12 protein-coding genes and 2 pseudogenes are annotated in these 17938 nt (G+C 67.0%); 5 read left to right on the forward strand and 9 right to left on the reverse strand.

All coding sequences use genetic code 11. From position 1 onward, the window contains the following. The first annotated feature begins 28 nt into the window (after window positions 1-28). Window positions 29-769: an aspartate/glutamate racemase family protein gene (locus tag AMYHA_RS11795; protein WP_269189782.1), complete on the forward strand. Its 741-nt coding sequence runs from the start codon at window positions 29-31 to the stop codon at window positions 767-769. A gap of 223 nt (window positions 770-992) precedes the next feature. After that, window positions 993-2103, forward strand: a pseudogene (locus AMYHA_RS11800) (NCS1 family transporter). Between the two features lie 104 nt (window positions 2104-2207). Here AMYHA_RS11800 and AMYHA_RS11805 read toward each other — a convergent pair. Further along, window positions 2208-3185, reverse strand: coding sequence for a helix-turn-helix transcriptional regulator (locus AMYHA_RS11805; protein ID WP_034270931.1), 978 nt, complete (start codon window positions 3183-3185; stop codon window positions 2208-2210). A 325-nt stretch (window positions 3186-3510) separates the two neighbouring features. Further along, window positions 3511-3957 (reverse strand): heavy metal-responsive transcriptional regulator, encoded by a 447-nt coding sequence (locus AMYHA_RS11810; protein WP_034270934.1) that lies wholly within the window; start codon window positions 3955-3957, stop codon window positions 3511-3513. 180 nt (window positions 3958-4137) lie between these two features. On the opposite strand from AMYHA_RS11810, the gene AMYHA_RS11815 reads away from it, so the two are divergent. Continuing rightward, entirely contained in the window at window positions 4138-6807 is a 2670-nt protein-coding gene (locus AMYHA_RS11815; RefSeq protein ID WP_084037111.1) for an AMP-binding protein, read from the forward strand. Here AMYHA_RS11815 and AMYHA_RS11820 read toward each other — a convergent pair. The 6 genes from AMYHA_RS11820 to AMYHA_RS11845 form a co-directional block, all read right to left on the reverse strand. Next, window positions 6784-7407, reverse strand: a complete 624-nt coding sequence (locus AMYHA_RS11820) for a superoxide dismutase family protein (RefSeq protein ID WP_051399793.1) — start codon at window positions 7405-7407, stop codon at window positions 6784-6786. The two genes, AMYHA_RS11815 and AMYHA_RS11820, sit on opposite strands and share 24 nt — an antisense overlap. Window positions 7408-7643: 236 nt before the next feature. Next, window positions 7644-8888: a PucR family transcriptional regulator gene (locus AMYHA_RS11825; protein WP_051399794.1), complete on the reverse strand. Its 1245-nt coding sequence runs from the start codon at window positions 8886-8888 to the stop codon at window positions 7644-7646. Between the two features lie 190 nt (window positions 8889-9078). Further along, window positions 9079-9666, reverse strand: coding sequence for a GTP-binding protein (locus tag AMYHA_RS11830; protein WP_034270936.1), 588 nt, complete (start codon window positions 9664-9666; stop codon window positions 9079-9081). A gap of 4 nt (window positions 9667-9670) precedes the next feature. Continuing rightward, a complete protein-coding gene (locus tag AMYHA_RS11835) occupies window positions 9671-10042 on the reverse strand; it encodes a DUF742 domain-containing protein (RefSeq protein ID WP_034270938.1) in 372 nt (123 codons plus the stop codon). Then, complete coding sequence (locus AMYHA_RS11840; protein WP_034270940.1) at window positions 10039-10470, reverse strand: roadblock/LC7 domain-containing protein; 432 nt, start codon at window positions 10468-10470, stop codon at window positions 10039-10041. The genes AMYHA_RS11835 and AMYHA_RS11840 overlap by 4 nt, the downstream gene beginning before the upstream one ends. Continuing rightward, complete coding sequence (locus AMYHA_RS11845; RefSeq protein WP_051399795.1) at window positions 10467-13100, reverse strand: sensor histidine kinase; 2634 nt, start codon at window positions 13098-13100, stop codon at window positions 10467-10469. The genes AMYHA_RS11840 and AMYHA_RS11845 overlap by 4 nt, the downstream gene beginning before the upstream one ends. Window positions 13101-13456: 356 nt before the next feature. On the opposite strand from AMYHA_RS11845, the gene AMYHA_RS11850 reads away from it, so the two are divergent. Together AMYHA_RS11850 and AMYHA_RS27895 are read left to right on the forward strand one after the other, a co-directional pair. After that, window positions 13457-15640: a xanthine dehydrogenase family protein molybdopterin-binding subunit gene (locus AMYHA_RS11850; RefSeq protein ID WP_034270944.1), complete on the forward strand. Its 2184-nt coding sequence runs from the start codon at window positions 13457-13459 to the stop codon at window positions 15638-15640. 11 nt (window positions 15641-15651) lie between these two features. Further along, window positions 15652-16098: pseudogene (locus AMYHA_RS27895) on the forward strand ((2Fe-2S)-binding protein); the annotation flags it as partial. 383 nt (window positions 16099-16481) lie between these two features. Here AMYHA_RS27895 and AMYHA_RS11860 read toward each other — a convergent pair. Continuing rightward, complete coding sequence (locus AMYHA_RS11860) at window positions 16482-17876, reverse strand: KamA family radical SAM protein (protein ID WP_034270947.1); 1395 nt, start codon at window positions 17874-17876, stop codon at window positions 16482-16484. Window positions 17877-17938 lie beyond the last annotated feature (62 nt).

Genomic DNA, 17938 nt, shown 5'->3' on the forward strand with positions numbered 1-17938 from the left:
CTTCCGTACTGCGGAATGGGAAGGAGCTATCGTGGGCACCCGGATCCTCGTCGTCAACGTGAACACCACCGCTGCCATGACCGACACCATCGCCGCGCAGGCGCGTGCGGTCGCACGACCCGGCACTGAGATCGTGGGGCTGACGCCGTCGTTCGGCCCCGAGTCGGTCGAGGGCAATTTCGAGAGCTACCTGTCCGCCGTCGCGGTCATGGATCGGGTGCACACCTACGAGGGTCAGTACGACGCTGTCGTGCAGGCCGGGTTCGGTGAGCACGGCCGGGAGGGGTTGCAGGAGCTCTGCGACGTCCCGGTTGTCGACATCACCGAGGCGGCCGCGCACGTCGCATGCTTGCTCGGCAGGAAGTACACCGTGGTCACGACATTGAGCCGTGCCGTGGGGCAGATCGAGGACCGGCTCATGCTCGCGGGACTGCACACCCGCTGCGCCTCGGTCCGGGCGAGCGGGCTGTCCGTGCTCGACCTCGAAGCTGATCCCGAGGCCGCGGTGAAGGCGATCGCCGAGCAGGCCCGGCTGGCGGTCGAGCAGGACGGCGCCGAGGTGGTCTGCCTTGGTTGCGGCGGCATGGCCGGTCTCGACGACGAGATTCGCGCGGTCACCGGCGCTCCCGTCGTCGATGGCGTCGCCGCCGCTGTCGGGTTGGCCGAGTCGCTGGTGGGGCTCGGTCTGACGACGAGCAAGATCGGAAGCTATGCCGCACCGCGGCCCAAGACCGTCACGGGCTGGCCGGTGAGCGGTTCTCTTCGCTAGCTCCCAGATTCCCATAAGCGCAGGTCACACGCTCTCCGGTGGAGCGTGTGACCTGCGCTGCGCGCGTGATGTGACGCGTGGTCGCACGGCGTCCGCATTCGTCTCTCACGAGGTCTGGACACCATCTGTGAACTGGCTTACTCTGCCATTAATCGGAATCATTATTCCATAATACGGAATTGTGGCAGCGAGCGCGGCGGGCTACAAGTACGGCATCCCGTTCATGGTGCAGGTGCGCAGTGCCTTCGGATCTAGCGGCAGCCGGATTCCCGGTCTGGTCCGGTCCGTGCCCGCGCTGGTACGGCTTCCAGAGCTGGATCGGCGCTGGCGCGCTGAACGCCGTCTCCGCCACGCTGTTGGGGTTCGACAACCTCGTGCTCTACTTCATCCTCTTCCAGGGGCTGCAGATCGCGCTGTCGGCATTCGGCTTCAAGGGGATCAAGTGGCTGGAGAACATCGGGGCGGTGTTCATCCTTGCCGCGCTGGTCTACATGTTCGTCAGCGTGATCACCCGCTACGGTGACGAGATCACCGCCAACCTCGTCAACCTCGACGGCACCTGGGGTATGCCGTTCTGGGGCGCGACGATGCTGTTCCTCGGCATCTACGCCACGATGATGCTCAACGTCAGCGACTACTCCCGTGAGCACACGAAGGGCTCGGGGCCGGGGCTGCTCGTGACGATCTACTCGATGTCGATCCTGCCGGTGACGCTGTTCATGGGCCTCATCGGGGTGATGGTCTCCGGCGCGACCGGTGCGGTCGATCCGATCCAGGTCTTCGCCAACGCCGTCGACAACACCCCGCTGTTGGTCATCACCCTGCTGTTCATCGCGTTCGCCCAGGTGACGACCAACGTGCTGAACAACGTCGTGCCACCCACCTACGTGCTGATGGACGTCTTCAAACTCTCGTACCGGACGTCCACCATCCTTGTCGGGGTGCTCGCGGTGGGGACATTCCCGTGGCTGCTGGTGCGGGATGAGTCCGCCGCGGGGCTGCAGATCTTCGTGCAGACCTACTCCGCGTTCCTCGGCCCGATCTTCGCCGTGATGGTGGTCGACTACTACGTCATCCGTCGCAGGCAGTTGGAGCTGGAGAAGCTCTATGACCCAGCCGGTTCCTATCGCGGCATCAACTACGCGGCCCTGATCGCGGTGGCTGTCGGTGTCCTCGTCGCGTTCTCGTTCTCAGAGGTGTCCTGGTACGCCAGCCTCATCCCGGCTGGCCTGGCCTACTACCTGCTGATGCGGAACTGGTCCGGGTGCCGTCGGTTCCTGCCCGACGAGCGACGCACGACCGTCGAGTCCAAAGAGGAGATCCCGGTCGGTTGAGCGTGACCACGCTGTGGATCATGAGGCGTTGTGGTCGTTATAGCAACCACAACGCCTCATGATCGACTGAGAAGGGCCGGTGTAGCGAGCCACGCCCGACGTCGTCAGATCCAGCCGTTCCGGCAGGCGTACACCGCCAGCTGGAAGCGGTTCACCACGCCCGCGCGGGTGGTCAGGCTCTCCAGGTTCCGCGACAGTGTGCGGCGGCTGATACCCAGCAGTTCCGCGATCGCGTGGTCGGTGATCCCGCTGGCCAGCAGCTCGATGATCTTGCGTTCGATCGGCCGCAGCGAGGACGGCTCCTTGGTGCCAAGGTGCATCGGCAGCGCGGCCCGCCAGGAGCTCTCGAACAGCCCGATCAGCGCGTCGAGCAGGCTGGACTGCCGGATCAGCAGGCTGGAGCGGCTGATTTCCATCTCCGCGTCGGACAGCGACACCATCGCCAGCCGCCCGTCGTAGATGCTGAGCTTGACCGGCACGTCCGGCAGCACCCGCGCCTGCTCGCCCGCTGCGATGCAGGGCTGGATGTTGTCCGCGTAGTAGTCCGGCTGGCGCACCGCCGCGCGGGCATAGACGCACCGGTATGCCACGCCGCGCTGCAGGTTCTCCACCTCGAGGTCGTTCGGGCCGCGCTGAGTGGTGTAGGGCGGCGAGTCGAACCGCAGCACCTCCTTGGTGGCGGCCGACTCCTCCAGGTGCACCCGTTCCGCGATGTACGGGGCGGTGATCACCTCGACCAGGTCGTCCGGCGACTGCTGCCAGACCGAACGGCGGAACTGCCGGTACGCGTTGGTCGCGGCCAGTTCGGCGGCGCGCAGCTCGGACTCCCGCGCTCGCGCGAGCCGCTGCAAGCCGGTGCTCGGCTCGATGGGCGCGACGGTGTCGACGTCGGTCGTGGCGACGAGCCCCGCCTTGGTGAGACTCTCCACGGCCGCCCCGGTGTCCGCTTCGGACAGTCCGAGCGCGCCGGATATCTCGTTGTGCGTGGCTGGACCGGTGCCGAGTAGCCACTGATACAGCCGGACATCGTCGCTGCCAAGCCCTAGCCTGCGCAGATGGATGTCCAGCTCATCGTCTGACATGAAGGACCTCACCATGTTTCGCCTGCCCACAACGATGGTACGGGCAGGCGGCATGGGCCGCTGAGGCGGTACGGGGCGCGAAAAGAGCTCCGGCAGCTTCTGACTGTCGGAGCCCTTCTCGCTGATCCCGTGCGGGGCGAACCACGACGCCCCGGAGAGGATCACCCTCGGATCCGAGAAACTTTCTACATGCTTCGACTGGTCCGTAGTGTCGCACCGTTGCCAGTGGCCTCAGATCGCCACGAAGCGGTCCGCTCTCAGCAGCAGTCTTCGCAGCTCTCGCAGCAGTTGTCACCACCGCTGACCAGCAGATCAGTGTCGCGCATCATTCGCACCTCCCTTCCGATTGGTCGTTCGAATTATCGGGTGGGCACCACTCGCCGGGGCTGACGTCGGGGCACTGCCCACTGGGCAGCCCGGCGAGGGTCTCGACCAGTTCGGCCCGCAATGCGGTGAGCCGGGTCAACTCGTCATCGATGTCATCGATCCGCCTGCGCAGCAGCCCCTCGGCTGGTTCGCAGGGGCAGACGCCGGTGTCGCGGACGCTGAGCAGGTCGGCGATCTCGCGCAGCCGCAGCCCGAGCCGCTGGCAGCCCTGGATGAAACCGACTCGCTCCACGGTTTCGGTGGGGTAGAGGCGGTAGCCGGACGGCGTGCGCGGCGGTGGCGCGAGCAGCCCGGCGCGTTCGTAGTACCTGATCGTGTCCGGCCGGACCCCGACCTGGGTGGCCAGCTCGGCCACCCGCAGGCCCGGCGCTGTCTTCGTCGTCACGCCATCGACGGTAAACCTTGGATCGCACTCCAAGGTCAAGCAGAACGAAGCAGGAGTATCAGACGACGTTCAGGAGCGTCCGGTACGCGTCGCCTTCGCCACAGGGCCAGGTTTATCCGAATTGGTTAGCCTATGCTTGCTTAGCGAAGCCTAAGCTGTCCAACGACGAGGTGACGCAGGATGTCGGTCGACGCCGCACCCCAACGCAGGGATGTGGACGACGGCGTCCTGGCCCCCGGAGTGCCGTTCGCCGCGAACCTCGCCCAGTACGGCGAGCGCACCGCGCTGATCGACGCGTATGGGCGGCGGCTGACGTACCGCGAACTCGCCGACCGGGTGGCCGACATGCGCGCCTGGCTCGGGACCACGCGCAGACTGGTGCTAGTCGCGGCGGCCAATGACATCCACCCGATCGTGGCCTACCTCGCCGCGCTCGCCGACGGGCATCCCGTGCTGCTCACCAGCGCGGACGACGCCGAGTACCGCGAGGAACTGCTCGAGAGCTACGACCCGGACGTCGTCATCGATGGCGAGTTCGCCGAGCGTCGCGCGGGCACCGCGCACACCCTGCATCCCGAGCTCGCGCTGCTGCTGTCGACGTCCGGTTCCACCGGCTCGCCCAAGCTGGTGCGCCTCTCGGCGCGCAACGTGCAGGCCAACGCGGAGTCGATCGCGCGGTACCTGGAGATCGAGCCGACCGACAGGGCGATCACCTCGCTACCGATGCAGTACTGCTACGGACTGTCGGTGATCAACAGCAACCTGCTGCGCGGCGCGAGCCTGGTGCTCACCGATACCTCGGTGATCGAGCCGGAGTTCTGGACGCTGTTCCGCGAGCACGGCTGCACCAGCCTGCACGGCGTGCCCTACACGTTCGACCTGCTGGATCGCGCCGGTTTCGCGGACATGGAGCTGCCAACGCTGCGCTACGTGACACAGGCTGGTGGCAGACTCGCGCCCGAGCGGGTGCGGGAGTTCGCCCGGCTCGGTCGGCGATCCGGGTGGCGGCTGTTCGTGATGTACGGCCAGACGGAGGCCACCGCCCGCATGGCGTACCTGCCGCCCGAGCTGGCCGAGCGTCACCCGGATGCGATCGGCGTCGCGATCCCGGACGGGGACTTCGAGCTGGCCCCGGTCCCGGGATCCGCGGCGAGTACTGCGGTGGCCGATGGCGTGGCAGACACGACGGACCAGGGAGAACTCATCTACCGGGGCCCGAACGTCATGCTCGGCTACGCCGAATCCCCCGCGGACCTCGCCGAAGGCAGGACCGTGACAGCGCTTGCGACCGGCGACCTCGCGCGGCGCACCCCAGACGGGCTGTACGTCGTCACCGGCCGCGCCAGCCGCTTCGTCAAGGTCTGCGGGCTGCGCATCGACCTGGACCACGTGGAGCGGCTGTGCGCAGACCGGGACATCACCGCGCTGTGCACCGGGCACGACGACCGGCTGCTCCTCGCGGTGTCGGTCGCGGACGACGTGGGCGTGGCGGCCGAGTTGGTGACCTCCCGGCTAGGACTACCCGCCGCGGCCGTGCGGGTGGGCGTGCTGGCCGAGACACCCCGGCTGACGTCCGGGAAGGTCGACTACGCGGCGGTTGCCGCCGCGGTGGCTGCCTCGGCGTCCGGGACAGCGGACGGTGAGGGTGCGCCCGCCGCCAGTGGGGTGCGGGAGATCTTCGCCGACGTCCTGCCGCGCTATACGCCCGACGACATCGGCGATGACGACAGCTTTGTCACCCTCGGCGGCGACTCGCTGTCCTATGTGCGCGCGTCGGTAGCGCTGGAGAAGCTGCTCGGCGAACTACCAGCGACGTGGCCGTCGATGCCGGTGGGCGAGCTGGAGCGGCTGCGGCCGCGACGCCGGGTGCTGGCCGCCCTCGAGACCAACATCCTGCTGCGCGCGGTCGCGATCGTGCTCGTCGTCGGCAGCCACGTCGGACTGTTCCATATCCTTGGCGGCGCCCATCTGCTGCTGGTGCTCGCCGGGTGGAGTTTCGCCCGGTTCTGTCTGGGACCAGGTGTGGCGAACGGTTTTTCTGGGACAGCTGATGCCGCGACGAACCCCTCCCGCGCCATCCTCCGCAGCACCGCCCACATCGCCATCCCGAGTGTGGCGTGGCTGGCGTGGCGCGCGCTAGCCACCGACGACGTGGGCTGGGACAACGTCGTCCTGCTGAACAACTACCTCGGTATCTCATCGGCGAACGGCTACTGGTTCGTCGAAGTGCTGGTGCAGACGTTGCTGCTGCTGAGCGTGTTGTTCGCGATCCCGGCCGTGCGGCGGTTCGAGCGAAGTCAGCCGTTCCTGCTGCCGCTAGCGGTGCTGGCGGTCTCGCTGACCGGGCGGCTGTTCATCAGCGACATGGCGCACTTCTTCGAGTGGGCGCTGGCCACTCACACGATGCTGTGGTTCTTCGCGCTCGGCTGGCTCGGGTTCCGCGCCCGGACCTGGTCACAGCGGCTCGTCGTGGTGGCCGCCGCGGTGCTGACCATCTCCGGCTTCTTCGACAATGCCGTGCGCGAGGGCATCGTCCTGGTTGGTCTCGTGCTGGTGCTGTTCCTGCCCCGAGTGCGGATTCCCCGCGTGCTTCTCGCCCCGGTCGGGCTGATCGCCAGCGCGTCGCTCTACATCTACCTCACGCACTACGTCCTGCTGCCGGGTATGCTGGCCGTCGCATCACCGCTCGTGGTGACGGCGTCCGGCATCGCGCTCGGCATCGCGGTGTGGTTCGCCGTCGAGCGCGGAACTGTGATCGGGGCGCGGCTCTGGCGGAACAAGCGAACGGCCCGCCACCGCCACGGTGACGGGCCGTCCTACGAGGTGTCAGTGAGAGTGCGGCAGGGATAGGCACGCGACCCGGTCGCCCGAGACGCCGGCCTCGCCGGGTGCGGTGGACGTCTTCTGGGCGGAGTGCACGACGACCGACCTCGGCCGGTCCCAGTCGGTGACCTCGAAGTCGACCGTGACCGTGGAGCTGCCATTACCCTCGGCGTCGGTCTCGAAGTCCAGCCAGAACTCGTTCTCAGGGTTGACGAACTTGGGATCGGGCGTCTCCGACCCGTCCTCGGGAGCGGGCTCGTTCTGGTAGTGCCCGCCGGACGCGGCGGGGTCGGCCGCGCACTTGTCGGTGTGCGCGTGTGCGGCGTACCCGCGGTTGGGCCGCATTCCCGTGACCTCAAGCGAGAACGTCGTGCTGTTCCCGGAAGGCGCCATCTCGATGGCCATCTCGGCACCCACCGGCGCGAGCCGCGGGTTGTAGGTGAAGGCGTCCCTGGCGTTGGCAGGAGCCTGCAGCGCCGCCGCATGGCTGAGGGTGTGTCCCGCATGCGCGTCCGTCGTCTGGGTGTCCTCCACGGCGCCTGCGCCGGAGTCGCACGCGGTGGCCAGCAGGCCGGACGCGGCCACGGCCAGCACCACCGGGATCTTGCGGTGGAATGTGATTCGCATACCGCGAGTATTCCTCAAGAATTCGCGTCACCCGGAACCGGCCCCTGCTTTTCGACACCATTACCGAGCGGTCGAAAACCCACTGTAGAACGGCGATAATGAACGCGACAGGCAAGCTCGGAATGTTATGCCGATTGCTCAAAAATCGATTACCCGCATCGGCGGGCAACGAGGTAGCAGCGATGCACCGACGCGGTGCCAGCGCGAGGGCTGTGACCGCGCGCGACGCGGAATCGTTACGGCCGGATGTCGACGCCTCGCACCTGAACCGCGCGCAGTGCCATGTCAAGAAGGAACCGTTCATCAGGATTGTCCAGTGAGCCGCCGAGCAGATTCGTGATCTGGTTCATCCGGTACCGGACGGTCTGCGGGTGGACGTCGAGGCGGGCCGCGACGTCGCTGACGCTGCCGCCCGCGTCGAGCCACGCCCGTAGCGTCTCGGACAGCCGCGTGCGTTGCCGTGAGGTGAGCCCGGCGAACGGCCGGAAGGCGCGTTCGGTCAGCTGCGCGAGGATGAACTCGTCGGCGTACATCGCGAGCGTGGGCAGATGCTCCGCGCAGTCGATGACGCCGCTGCTGGGCAGCACACCCCTGCGGCCGAGATCGAGCGCCTTGTGCGCGCACTCCAACGACTTGACAGCTTGACTCAACGACACGCGCGGGCCGACGGCCGCCAGGCCGCCGCGCAGCTTCCGGCGCAGGTCACCGAGGTGACGATCCGGCTCAGCGAGCACAAGGCACGGTTCGGTGCGATCGGGATCGACGAGTACGTCTGGGCCGAACGAACTGGCGTGCAGCGCGCGTTGACCCGGCCGTTGCTCGACCGCGACAAGCGCGACGGCGTCGGGCACCGTCCAGCCAGCGTCCTCGGCGAGATCCGTGATCGCCTGCGGCGAGATCGGCGGATCGGCGAGGATCATCCGCACCAGCCGCTGCCTGATCCGCTCGGCCGTGCCGTTCGCACGCGCCTGGGCTTCGGTGTGTCCGGCGATGGCGGCCGACGACAGCTCGTCGGAGTAGTGGAAGAGCGCGTCGGCAAGGGTGTTGAACGTGCTGCTCGGCACCCCGGCCGCAGCACCGGCCCGCCACAGGTGTCGCCACGCCACTCGGGTGCCGATGCGCACCGCGGTTTGCATCGAATCCATGCTGCGGCCCGCGTAAAACTCCATTCGCCCGATTCGTCGAAACCAATCCTCATTGGTACGGCCATCGGTGCGTGGTTTGTCTTTTCCGTCAATGAGACGGCGCACGGCGCGTTCGACCGACGACACCAGAACTTGTGTCAGCTCGTCATCGCGCGGCGCGCCATAGGCGGGCACGCCAGCGCGAATCTCCTTGACGATTTCGGTGATCATCCGCCCCGCCACGGGCCGGACGATGACCGCGATCTGCGAGGGCGGAATCGTGGACAGGATCTCCTGTGCCGTCCCGCCCGCGCGCTCGCCGGGAACGTGCGTTGACTGGCGATGAACGGAGGTCACGAGAGCCACCCCAGGTGTTGAGAGTTACCAAGGCTGTACGCCGTATGGGCGACAACTTTCGTTCGGCGGGGTGATAGTAGGGATGATCAATTGCCCAGTCAAGCAGCGCTGCGTACGCAGGGTGCGTGTGTCGTGTAGTCCAGGTGGCTGACGCCGGCGTAGGTCAGTTGGCGTGGGGGAGCGCGCCGGCTCAGCCGTCGCCCGCGGCGCGCTGCGCGTGGCCAGTCAGCGACATGATGTGCTCCAGCAATGTGGTCAGCACCTTCTTCGTCGACTCCCGCTGGCGCACATCGCACAGCAGCACCGGCACGAACGGGTCGACATCGAGCGCGCCGCGCACCTCGTCGACGGTGTACATCTGCGTGCCGTCGAAGCAGTTCACGCCGACGACGAACGGCACATTGCGCTCCTCGAAGAAATCGATCGCGGCGAAGCAGCTGGCGAGCCGCCGGGTGTCGGCCAGCACGATCGCGCCGAGCGCCCCCTGGGCGAGCTCGTCCCACATGAACCAAAACCGGTCCTGGCCGGGGGTGCCGAACAGGTACAGGATCAGCTCCTGGTTAATGGTGATCCTGCCGAAGTCAAGTGCGACGGTCGTGGTGCGCTTCTGCTCCACCCCGGTGACGTCGTCGACGCCCGCACTGCGCTCGGTGAGCTGCTCCTCGGTGCGCAGCGGTTCGATCTCGCTGACCGAGCCGACCAGCGTGGTCTTGCCGACGCCGAACCCGCCGGCGATCAGTATCTTGAGCGCCGTCGCGTTGATCGCGGGTCGAATCATTCGGTCAGAGCTCACGAATTCCATCCAGCACCTTCTGCAGCGTGTCCGGGCTCGCAGCCGATGAGTGCTTTGCCAAGCCGGTTCGGAAGATTACGTAGTTCTGCTCGATCAGGTCGCTGAGCAGAACCTTCACGACGCCGAGTGGCAGGTCGGCGCCCGCGGCGACCTCGGCGATCGAGATGGGGTCTTGACAGGACTCAAGGATGCGACCATGGGCGTGGTCCAACTCGCCGCCGTGATGCCTGCGCAGCGCGACGACGAGCGTGATCATGTTGAGATCATCGCGCGCGACGTGCGTCCGGCCGCGGGTAAACGTGTACGGGCGGGCGAGCGGACCAGCGTCTTCGTCGAACCAAGCGCTGTCTTCGCCGGTCATGATGCTTCGGAGTTTCTCGCATACCCGACGGTCGGGTTGCGCGGCGCCGTCGCCATGTGCCGCCCGACGCTGGCCACCATGCGGTTGACCTCGTAGGCGATCAACCCGAGATCCGCGTCCGCCTGCGCCAGCACGGCGAGGCAGGCGCCGGTGCCCGCCTCCGTGACGACGAGGAAGGCGCGTTCCAGCTCAACGACCGTCTGGTGCACCGCCCCGCCGTCGAAGTACTTTCCCGTGCCTTTGGCCAGACTCTGCAATGCTGACGCGACCGCGGCCAGATGCTCCGCATCCGCGATGGACATCTCGTTCGACTTGCCCATGAGCAGACCGTCCGAGGAGAGCAGCACGGCGCGGTCGGCACCAGTGGCTCGGCGCAGCAGATCATCGAGCAGCCAGTTGGACTCCTTCGGTGACAGATTGACCGTCATGACATCTCTCCTCCGGGCCAGCGGGGTGGGTGAGGGGTATCCGTGTCGTCGGTGCGCGCCCGCCGCGTTCCGCGCTGGAACGCCGACATCGTGGCCTGGAATCTCTCCGGGCTCGGGTCACCCGGTGGCTCGTCGGGTGGCTCCGGTGTCGTGGACTGCTCCGATTCGGCGGATTCCTCGTCGGCATGCAGCTGCGGAGCGAGGCTTTCGCGCCGTCTGCGCTGTGGCAGCGGCGGTTTGCCGTTCCCGTTGCCCGCCGAGGGCGTTGGCCTTGGCGGCGTGTACTGCTCTGCCTGCGACGACGACCCGTTGCTGATCACCGAGGAATCCATCGAGATCTTCACGGTGTCGTTGCCGCCACCGCTCCGGCCGGCGTGCTGACCACCATGGGACATAGCTCCGCCGGACTGGCCGTTGGCGCGGTCAGCACCGTCGGTGGAAGGTGGCGCCGGCGGTACGGCGGGGATGTTCTTCTGGGTGTCTTCGAATCTCCGCTCGGGGGTGCGCGCCTGCCTGGCACGCCGGTGGGTCGGCGGGGGCATCGGAACGACGCGGTCGTTGGTGTTGACGTCGTCGTGATCCGCGCCGGGGACAGACGCATAGCCGGAGTCGTAGCCGTTGCTCGCACCTGGTGCGTATCCCGGCTCGGCCATGTGCCGAGGGCCGCGGCCATAGCCAGGCTCGATGCCGGCCCCAGCAGTGGGGTCGGCGTTGAAGTCGTGGCCGAAGTCGGCGCTGGCGTCCTCCGGCGCGCCGTGCTGCGGCATGGACTCGGACGCGAGCGCCTTGGTGGGAATCAGCACGATCGCGTTGATGCCGCCGTAGAGGGACTCCCGCAGCGTGACCTTCGTGTCGTGCTTGGCGGCCAGCTGGGCGACCACGAACAACCCGATCCGTGCTTCCTCCGACAGCGACATCACGCTGAAGTCGGGCGGGGTGCGCAGCATGGCGTTGATCTCTTCGAGCGTCTCGGCGTCGATGCCGAGGCCCTGGTCCTCGATCTCGATCACGACGCCCCTGCCGACGACGGCGGATCGCACGTCGACGTCGGTCTGTGGTGGTGAGAACGAGGTCGCGTTGTCGAGCAGCTCGGCGAGCAGGTGGATCATGTCGGCGACGGCGTCGCCGCGCACCGCCACGTCGGCGACCTTGCTGACGTTGACCTTGGTGTACTGGGCGGTCTCCGCGACCGCGCCGTTGATCACGTCGCGCAGCTCGACCGGTTTGCGCCACTGCCTGCCTGGCTGTTTACCGCCCAGGATGATCAGGCTCTCCGCGTTGCGCCTGCCCTGGGTGGCGAGGTGGTCGAGCTCGAAGAGGAGCTGCAGCTGCTCCGGGTCCTCCTGCGACCGTTCGGCCTGGTCGAGCACCTGCAGTTGCCGGTGTGCGGTGACCTGGTTGCGGTGGGCGATGTTGAGGAACACCGCCCTGACCCCGGCGCGGATCTCGTTCTCCTGCACCGTCGCCGAGATGGCCTGGCGCTGTGCCTGGTTGAAGGCGTCGGCGACCTGGCCGATCTCGTCGTCGCCGTGGTTGAGCCATGGCACGTCACTGTCGAGGTCGACCCGCTCGCCGTGGTTGAGCCGGTCGACGACGTCCGGCAGCTTGTACCGGGAGAGGTCGAGGGTGTCGTCCCGTAGCCGGGTGAGCCTGCGGGCCAGCTTTCGAGACCAGCGCAACGCGATCACCATGGAGGTCGCGGTGACAAGCAGCAGGAGCCCGCCCGCGGCGAGTGAGCTGGTCAGCAGCCGGTTACCACTGCCAGCGCCGAGTTCGGCGGCGTGGGCAGAGTGCGACGCGTACAGCTCGCGCAACCCGTCGGACAGCTTGGCCGCCGAGTTCTGCCACGCCTCGAAGTTGAACGTCACCGGGTGCTGGCCGGGGCCTCGGGCCATGATGCTGTTGTCGCCGGAAACCACCGTGCCCCACCACGGCGCTTCCTTCATCTCGTCGTAGCGCTGCTGCTCGGTCGGCGTCATGCGCGGATACATGGTTTCCGCGATCTCGTGATACGTACCCATCTGGTGCGCGAGCTCGTGGAACTCGTCAAGGTCGAGGCCCTGTGCGATGCCTCGGAGCAGCAGCGCGTGCGACCGCGACTGCGCTTCGACCGAGCGGAACAGGTCGTAGCTGATCATCTGCTCGAAGCCGACCTCAGCGTCACTGGCTGACCGGGCGACACCCTGAATGCCCGCGCCGATCAGCTCGATCATCTCGCCGTAGAACTCGTAGACCTGCTCGGCGTCCGCGCCGCCGGAGTCGATCCGCTGCCGGAACCCCGGCAGCTCGGCGGTGAGGTTCTTCAGATCTCCCAACGGGCCAGCCAGCTGGTCCGGCGCCGTCTCAGCCAGCTCCTCGGTGACATCCGTCATTTCCTGTACGGCTTCGTCCACCTTGGTGCGCTGATTCGCCAGCAGGCCGTCGGCGGGCTTGAGCCCGTTGACCACCTTGAGCGTGCTCAGCCTGCGTTCTTCCTGCACCGTCGCGATGAAGTGCGTCGACGGCTCGAGCGACTTGCGCACGTTCTCCGCGAACGTGCGGGTGCTGAGGCCTTGCAGCGCCAGGTAGCCGGATAGTCCAATGCCGACGATCATCAGCGCGACGCTGGGAATCAGCGCGATGCGCAGCACGCGAGCATTGATCGTGCTAGATCCGCGCGAACGCGAGAATAGTCCCATAGGGGCTTTGCCAGAACCTTCCCTCATTACTTTGCGTGAGCAGCCAGCGTGCACCGCAGATACCTCGGCGCAGGGTAGCGATAGCCGCCAAATGGATCGAGGGCACCTCCCCATGTTTTGCGGTAGTGACAAGAAAATCCGGTGGCATGCCGATGAACTTCATCGTTTTGCGATAACGGAACTCGGCATGCGATTAGATGCGTGACGCACCCGGTCGGGTGACGAAATGCTTGCTCGCCACAGACCGCCATAGACCGCCATTGACGCTGACATCGTATGTCCTTTTTGGCGTTTTGAGAGGAGATTGGATGGCTGAACCGGAGCCAGCAGCCCAGGACAAAGGTCGTGGGCTGAAGCGGCGAAAGTTCCTGACGTTCCTTGTCGCCGCCCCGACGCTCACTGTCGCGGGGCGGTTCGGGTTCGATGCGTTGACGGAGGCGTCAGCGGTGCCGAGCCTGCCGTCGGTTGAGGAGATCGCGGACCTCGGCGAGGTGATCCGCCTTGCCAGCATGCCGACGATGCACCTGATGGTCCTCGAGGTCACCGAGGACACCACGGTGCGGTTCGAGTTGCCGAGACTCGAGGTCGGTCAAGGCATCTCGACGTCGATCGCGATGGTGCTGGCCGAGGAACTGGACGCCCGGCTCGATGACGTCGACGTCGAACTGTCCGACTCCCGGCCGGAGCTGCACTTCAACCAGATCACCGCCGGGTCCACGACGATGCGGGTGCTGTGGGACCCGGTGCGGAGAATGGCGGCCGATGCGCGTGCGCGGCTCGTCAACGCGGCCGCGAACCAGTGGGGCCTGCCAGCGGAACAACTGACCACGAAGGACTCCGCGGTGCACGCCCCTGACGGGCGGACCCTGAGCTATGGGGAACTGTCGGCCGCCGCGCGGGAGGAATCCGGCAACGGCGAACCGAAGCCCGCATCCGAATACACAGTGGTCGGCACCCCTGTCGCCAGGACGGACGCCCGCGACATCGTGACGGGCAAGGCGCAGTACGCCATGGACCTGCAGATCGAAGGCGCACTGCCGACCGTGGTGGCGCGCCCGCCGACGATCAAGGGCACGGTGGGCTCGGTCAACGACGCGCGGGCGAGGTCCATGCCCGGGGTCGTCGCGATCACCGAGATCCCTACCGGTGTCGCGGTGAGCGCCGAGACGTTCTACGACGCGATGCGTGCCAGGGACGCCCTAGAGATCTCGTGGAAGCCGGGCCCGATCGACACTGTGTCGGATTCGGACATTCGTAAGAAACTGAAGAATGTCGCCCATCCGCTCGCCGCGCCGAAATTACGGGGCAGGCATCTGGACGCGACGTTCGACTTCGCGTTCGTCAACCACGCGCCGATGGAAGTCGAAAGCGCGGTCGCGGATGTCCGTCACGACGGCACTGCCGAGGTGTGGATGCCCTCACAGACGGCGATCTGGGCGCAGGGCGCCATCGCCAAGGAACTTGGCCTCAACCGGGATGCCGTCTCGGTGCACGTGACCCGTGCCGGCGGGTCGTTCGGGCGCAGGCTGTTCGCCGACGTGGGGCTTGAGGCGGCACGGGTTTCGCAGGCGATCGGTCGGCCGGTCAAGCTGATGCGGACCCGCCAGGATGACATGAAGCACGGCAGGATGCGTCCCGCGTACCACCAGAAGATCAGGGCCAGTTACACCAAAGGTGAGGTGCTGTCCTTCGAGCACCGCGTCACCGGTGTTGGGCTCGACTTCGACCACGGTCTCGGTGAGGCGCTGACGTCGACGCTGGCGCAGACCGTGGAAGGTGGCGCGAGCCAGTACTACTTCGCCGTGTCCCAGTCGATGCCGTACCACGTCGGTGTCGTGAACCATACGCTGCAGGAAGTGCAGCTCGGTATCCCCACGGGCAGCTTCCGGTCGGTTTTCTCGGGCACGGTGCGCGCGGCCGAGGAAGTCGTCATGGACGAGCTCGCCGAGCAGATGGGCAAAGACCCGCTCGAGTTCCGGCGCGAGGTGGCCAAGGCGGACTCCGGCAAGGCGGTGCTGACGAAGGTCGCCGAGGTGTCTGGCTGGGGCAAGGACATGCCAGCCGGTCACGCGCTGGGCGTTGGCTACCACTCGGAGTACCGCTCACATGCCGCGTGCGTCGTCGAGATCAACGCGACGGACCCGGCGAACCCGAGGGTCACCAAGGCGTTCATCGCGGCAGACGTCGGGCAGGTGATCAACCAGAAGGGCCTTGAGGCTCAGCTGATGGGCGCAACGATGGACGGGATCGCCACGGTCCTGCAGGCGGGTGTGCACATCGACAACGGCGCGGTGCGGGAGAGCAGCTACGGCGACTTCCTGTGGACGAAGCAGGGTGATTCCCCAACCCAGTTCGAGGTGCACCTCATCCGCACGGACTGGGCGCCGGGTGGCGCGGGTGAACTGGCCCTGCCCGCCGCTGCGGGCGCGGTGGCGAACGCGTACGCGAAGGCGACCGGCACCAAGCCCCGTAGCTTCCCGATCAACCACTAGAGGAGACTTTCGTGCCGAAAAAGCACCGATTTAGCGTCAACGGTGACAAGGTCGAGGTTGACGCCGACGCGAACATGCCCCTGCTGTGGGTGCTGCGGGACAAGCTCGGCATCACCGGCCCGAAGTACGGCTGCGGCGTTGGCCTCTGCCGTGCCTGCACCAGCCACCTCAACGGCAATGAGATCCAGCCGTGTGTCGTGCCGGTCTCGGAGTGCGATGGCCAGGAGGTCACCACCATCGAAGGGCTGGCCGATGGCGACGAGCTGCACCCGGTGCAGCAGGCCTGGGTCGACGCCGACGTCGGTCAGTGCGGGTTCTGCCAGCCTGGCCAGATCATGGCTGCCGTCGCGTTGTTGCAGCGCAAGTCCAAACCAACCGATGCCGACATCGACGCGATCGAGAACATGTGCCGGTGCGGCACCTATCCTCGGCTGCGCGCCGCGATCAAAGAGATCGCTGGCATTCCGACCGACCCGCCGGGTAACGGCGAACCGCCGAAAGGGCCGCCGGAGGGCAAGCCGCCGAACGGCAAGGGTCCAGACGGGCGTCCCGGTAAGCAGCCGCAGCAGGGCGGTGACAGCTCGTCCGCCGAGGGTGAGCAGTCCGGCGACGAGAAGTCGGGCTCGCTGTTCGACGGCATCAAGTCGGCCTTCGGCTGACCGTCCTGCCACTAGTCATGCCCGGAGTCGGGGTCGGGCATGTGGATCATGAGACTTCGTGGCGATACGGATCGCTGTGACGCCTCAAGATCCATCCACACGAGCGATGCTCGTGCGGTGGCAGACGCCTTCGCTGCGGTGAAGGCGTCTGCCACCGCACGGCGGGCGCCCACGGCACCGGCTCAGCTCGCCCCGTGTTCGGCCCACCACCGCTGGCCGGACTCCGGCAGCGTCTGGATCGGGTCGTAGTACTCGTAGCGGCGCTCCAGCGCCTCGGGATCGTCCAGCTCGATGCCGGTGCGATAGTTCTTCGTCCAGTACGAGATGCCGCGCTCCCGGTCGTACTCCGCGACCTGGTGCACCCAGCGTTTCCCGACATAGGGCACGTCGCAGATGATGCGCGGCGTCGCGTAGCCCGGTAGATACCCCATGATCGAGTGCTGCAGCCGCTGTGCCTCCCACACGGCGACGCGCCAGTGCTCCGAGTTCGGGATCATGTCGCACATGTAGAAGTAGTACGGCAGGATGCTCGCCTCGCCCTGCAGCGCGAAGCACAGGTCGAGCAGCGCGTCCGACGTGTCGTTCACCCCACGCATCAGCACACCCTGATTACGCACGTCGCGCACACCGACGTCGAGCATCGCCCGCGCCGCCTCCGCGACCAGTGGCGTCACCGACTGCACGTGGTTGACGTGGGTGTGGATCGCCAGGTTCACGCCCCGCCGCGCGGCCGTGCGCGCGACCCGCTCCATCCCTTCGACGACCTTCGGCTGCAACCAGTGCTGCGGCAGCCCTGCCAGCGCCTTCGTGGCGAGCCGGATGTCGCGCACCGTCTCGACGTCGAGCAGCCGCATCAGGAACGACTCCAGCTGGTGCCACGGCACGTTCGCGACGTCACCCCCAGAGACGACGACGTCGCGCACGCCGGGAGTGTTCTTGAGGTAGTCGATCATCGCGTCCTGCCGGTCCACCGGCTTGAGCGCGAGCTTGTGCTTGTCGATCTGCGGCGTCGAGTTGCCGACGAGGTCCATCCGGGTGCAGTGCCCGCAGTACTGCGGGCACGTCGACAGCAGCTCGGCGAGCACCTTGGTGGGGTAGCGGTGGGTCAGCCCCTCGACCACCCACATCTCCGCCTCGTGCAGCGAGTCGCGCTCGGCGTACGGGTGCGACGGCCAATGCGGGTCGCGGTCGGAACGCACCGGCATCATGTAGTGCCGGATCGGGTCCGCGAACAGCGCGTCGGTCAGCTCGCTACCGCTGGCGTCAGGCGCCATCGTGTTGAGCATTTGCGGCGGCAGCAGCATCGACATCGTGGCCATGTCCTGCTGGTCGGCCGCCAGGTCCTCGTAGAAGCGCTCGTCGACGGTGTCACCAAGCACCTTGCGGAGCTGTTTGATGTTGCGCACGCAGTTCACCCGCTGCCACTGCGCGTCGCGCCACTGCGCTTCGGTGACATCGGCCCAGCCGGGGAAGCGGCGCCAGTCGGGTTCGGTCAGCTCCCTGCGCCGGTAGACGTAGGGCTGTTCCAGGTACTGATCGCTGGTGACGGCCTGTTCCGGCCCGGCAACGGCGGTCATCGGTTCTCCTCCTTATAGGGGCGAGCAACACAAATAATCCTGTCATACTGACGTGAGAACGC

Source organism: Haloechinothrix halophila YIM 93223, assembly GCF_000504245.1.
Taxonomy (GTDB): Bacteria; Actinomycetota; Actinomycetes; order Mycobacteriales; family Pseudonocardiaceae; genus Haloechinothrix_A; species Haloechinothrix_A halophila.

Coding starts and splice junctions, on each gene's coding strand:
- AMYHA_RS11805 (WP_034270931.1), bottom strand. CDS start 3,185: ATGTCAGACGATGAGCTGGACATCCATCTGCGCAGGCTAGGGCTTGGC.
- AMYHA_RS11815 (WP_084037111.1), top strand. CDS start 4,138: ATGTCGGTCGACGCCGCACCCCAACGCAGGGATGTGGACGACGGCGTC.
- AMYHA_RS11820 (WP_051399793.1), bottom strand. CDS start 7,407: ATGCGAATCACATTCCACCGCAAGATCCCGGTGGTGCTGGCCGTGGCC.
- AMYHA_RS11830 (WP_034270936.1), bottom strand. CDS start 9,666: ATGATTCGACCCGCGATCAACGCGACGGCGCTCAAGATACTGATCGCC.
- AMYHA_RS11835 (WP_034270938.1), bottom strand. CDS start 10,042: ATGACCGGCGAAGACAGCGCTTGGTTCGACGAAGACGCTGGTCCGCTC.
- AMYHA_RS11840 (WP_034270940.1), bottom strand. CDS start 10,470: ATGACGGTCAATCTGTCACCGAAGGAGTCCAACTGGCTGCTCGATGAT.
- AMYHA_RS11850 (WP_034270944.1), top strand. CDS start 13,457: ATGGCTGAACCGGAGCCAGCAGCCCAGGACAAAGGTCGTGGGCTGAAG.
- AMYHA_RS11860 (WP_034270947.1), bottom strand. CDS start 17,876: ATGACCGCCGTTGCCGGGCCGGAACAGGCCGTCACCAGCGATCAGTAC.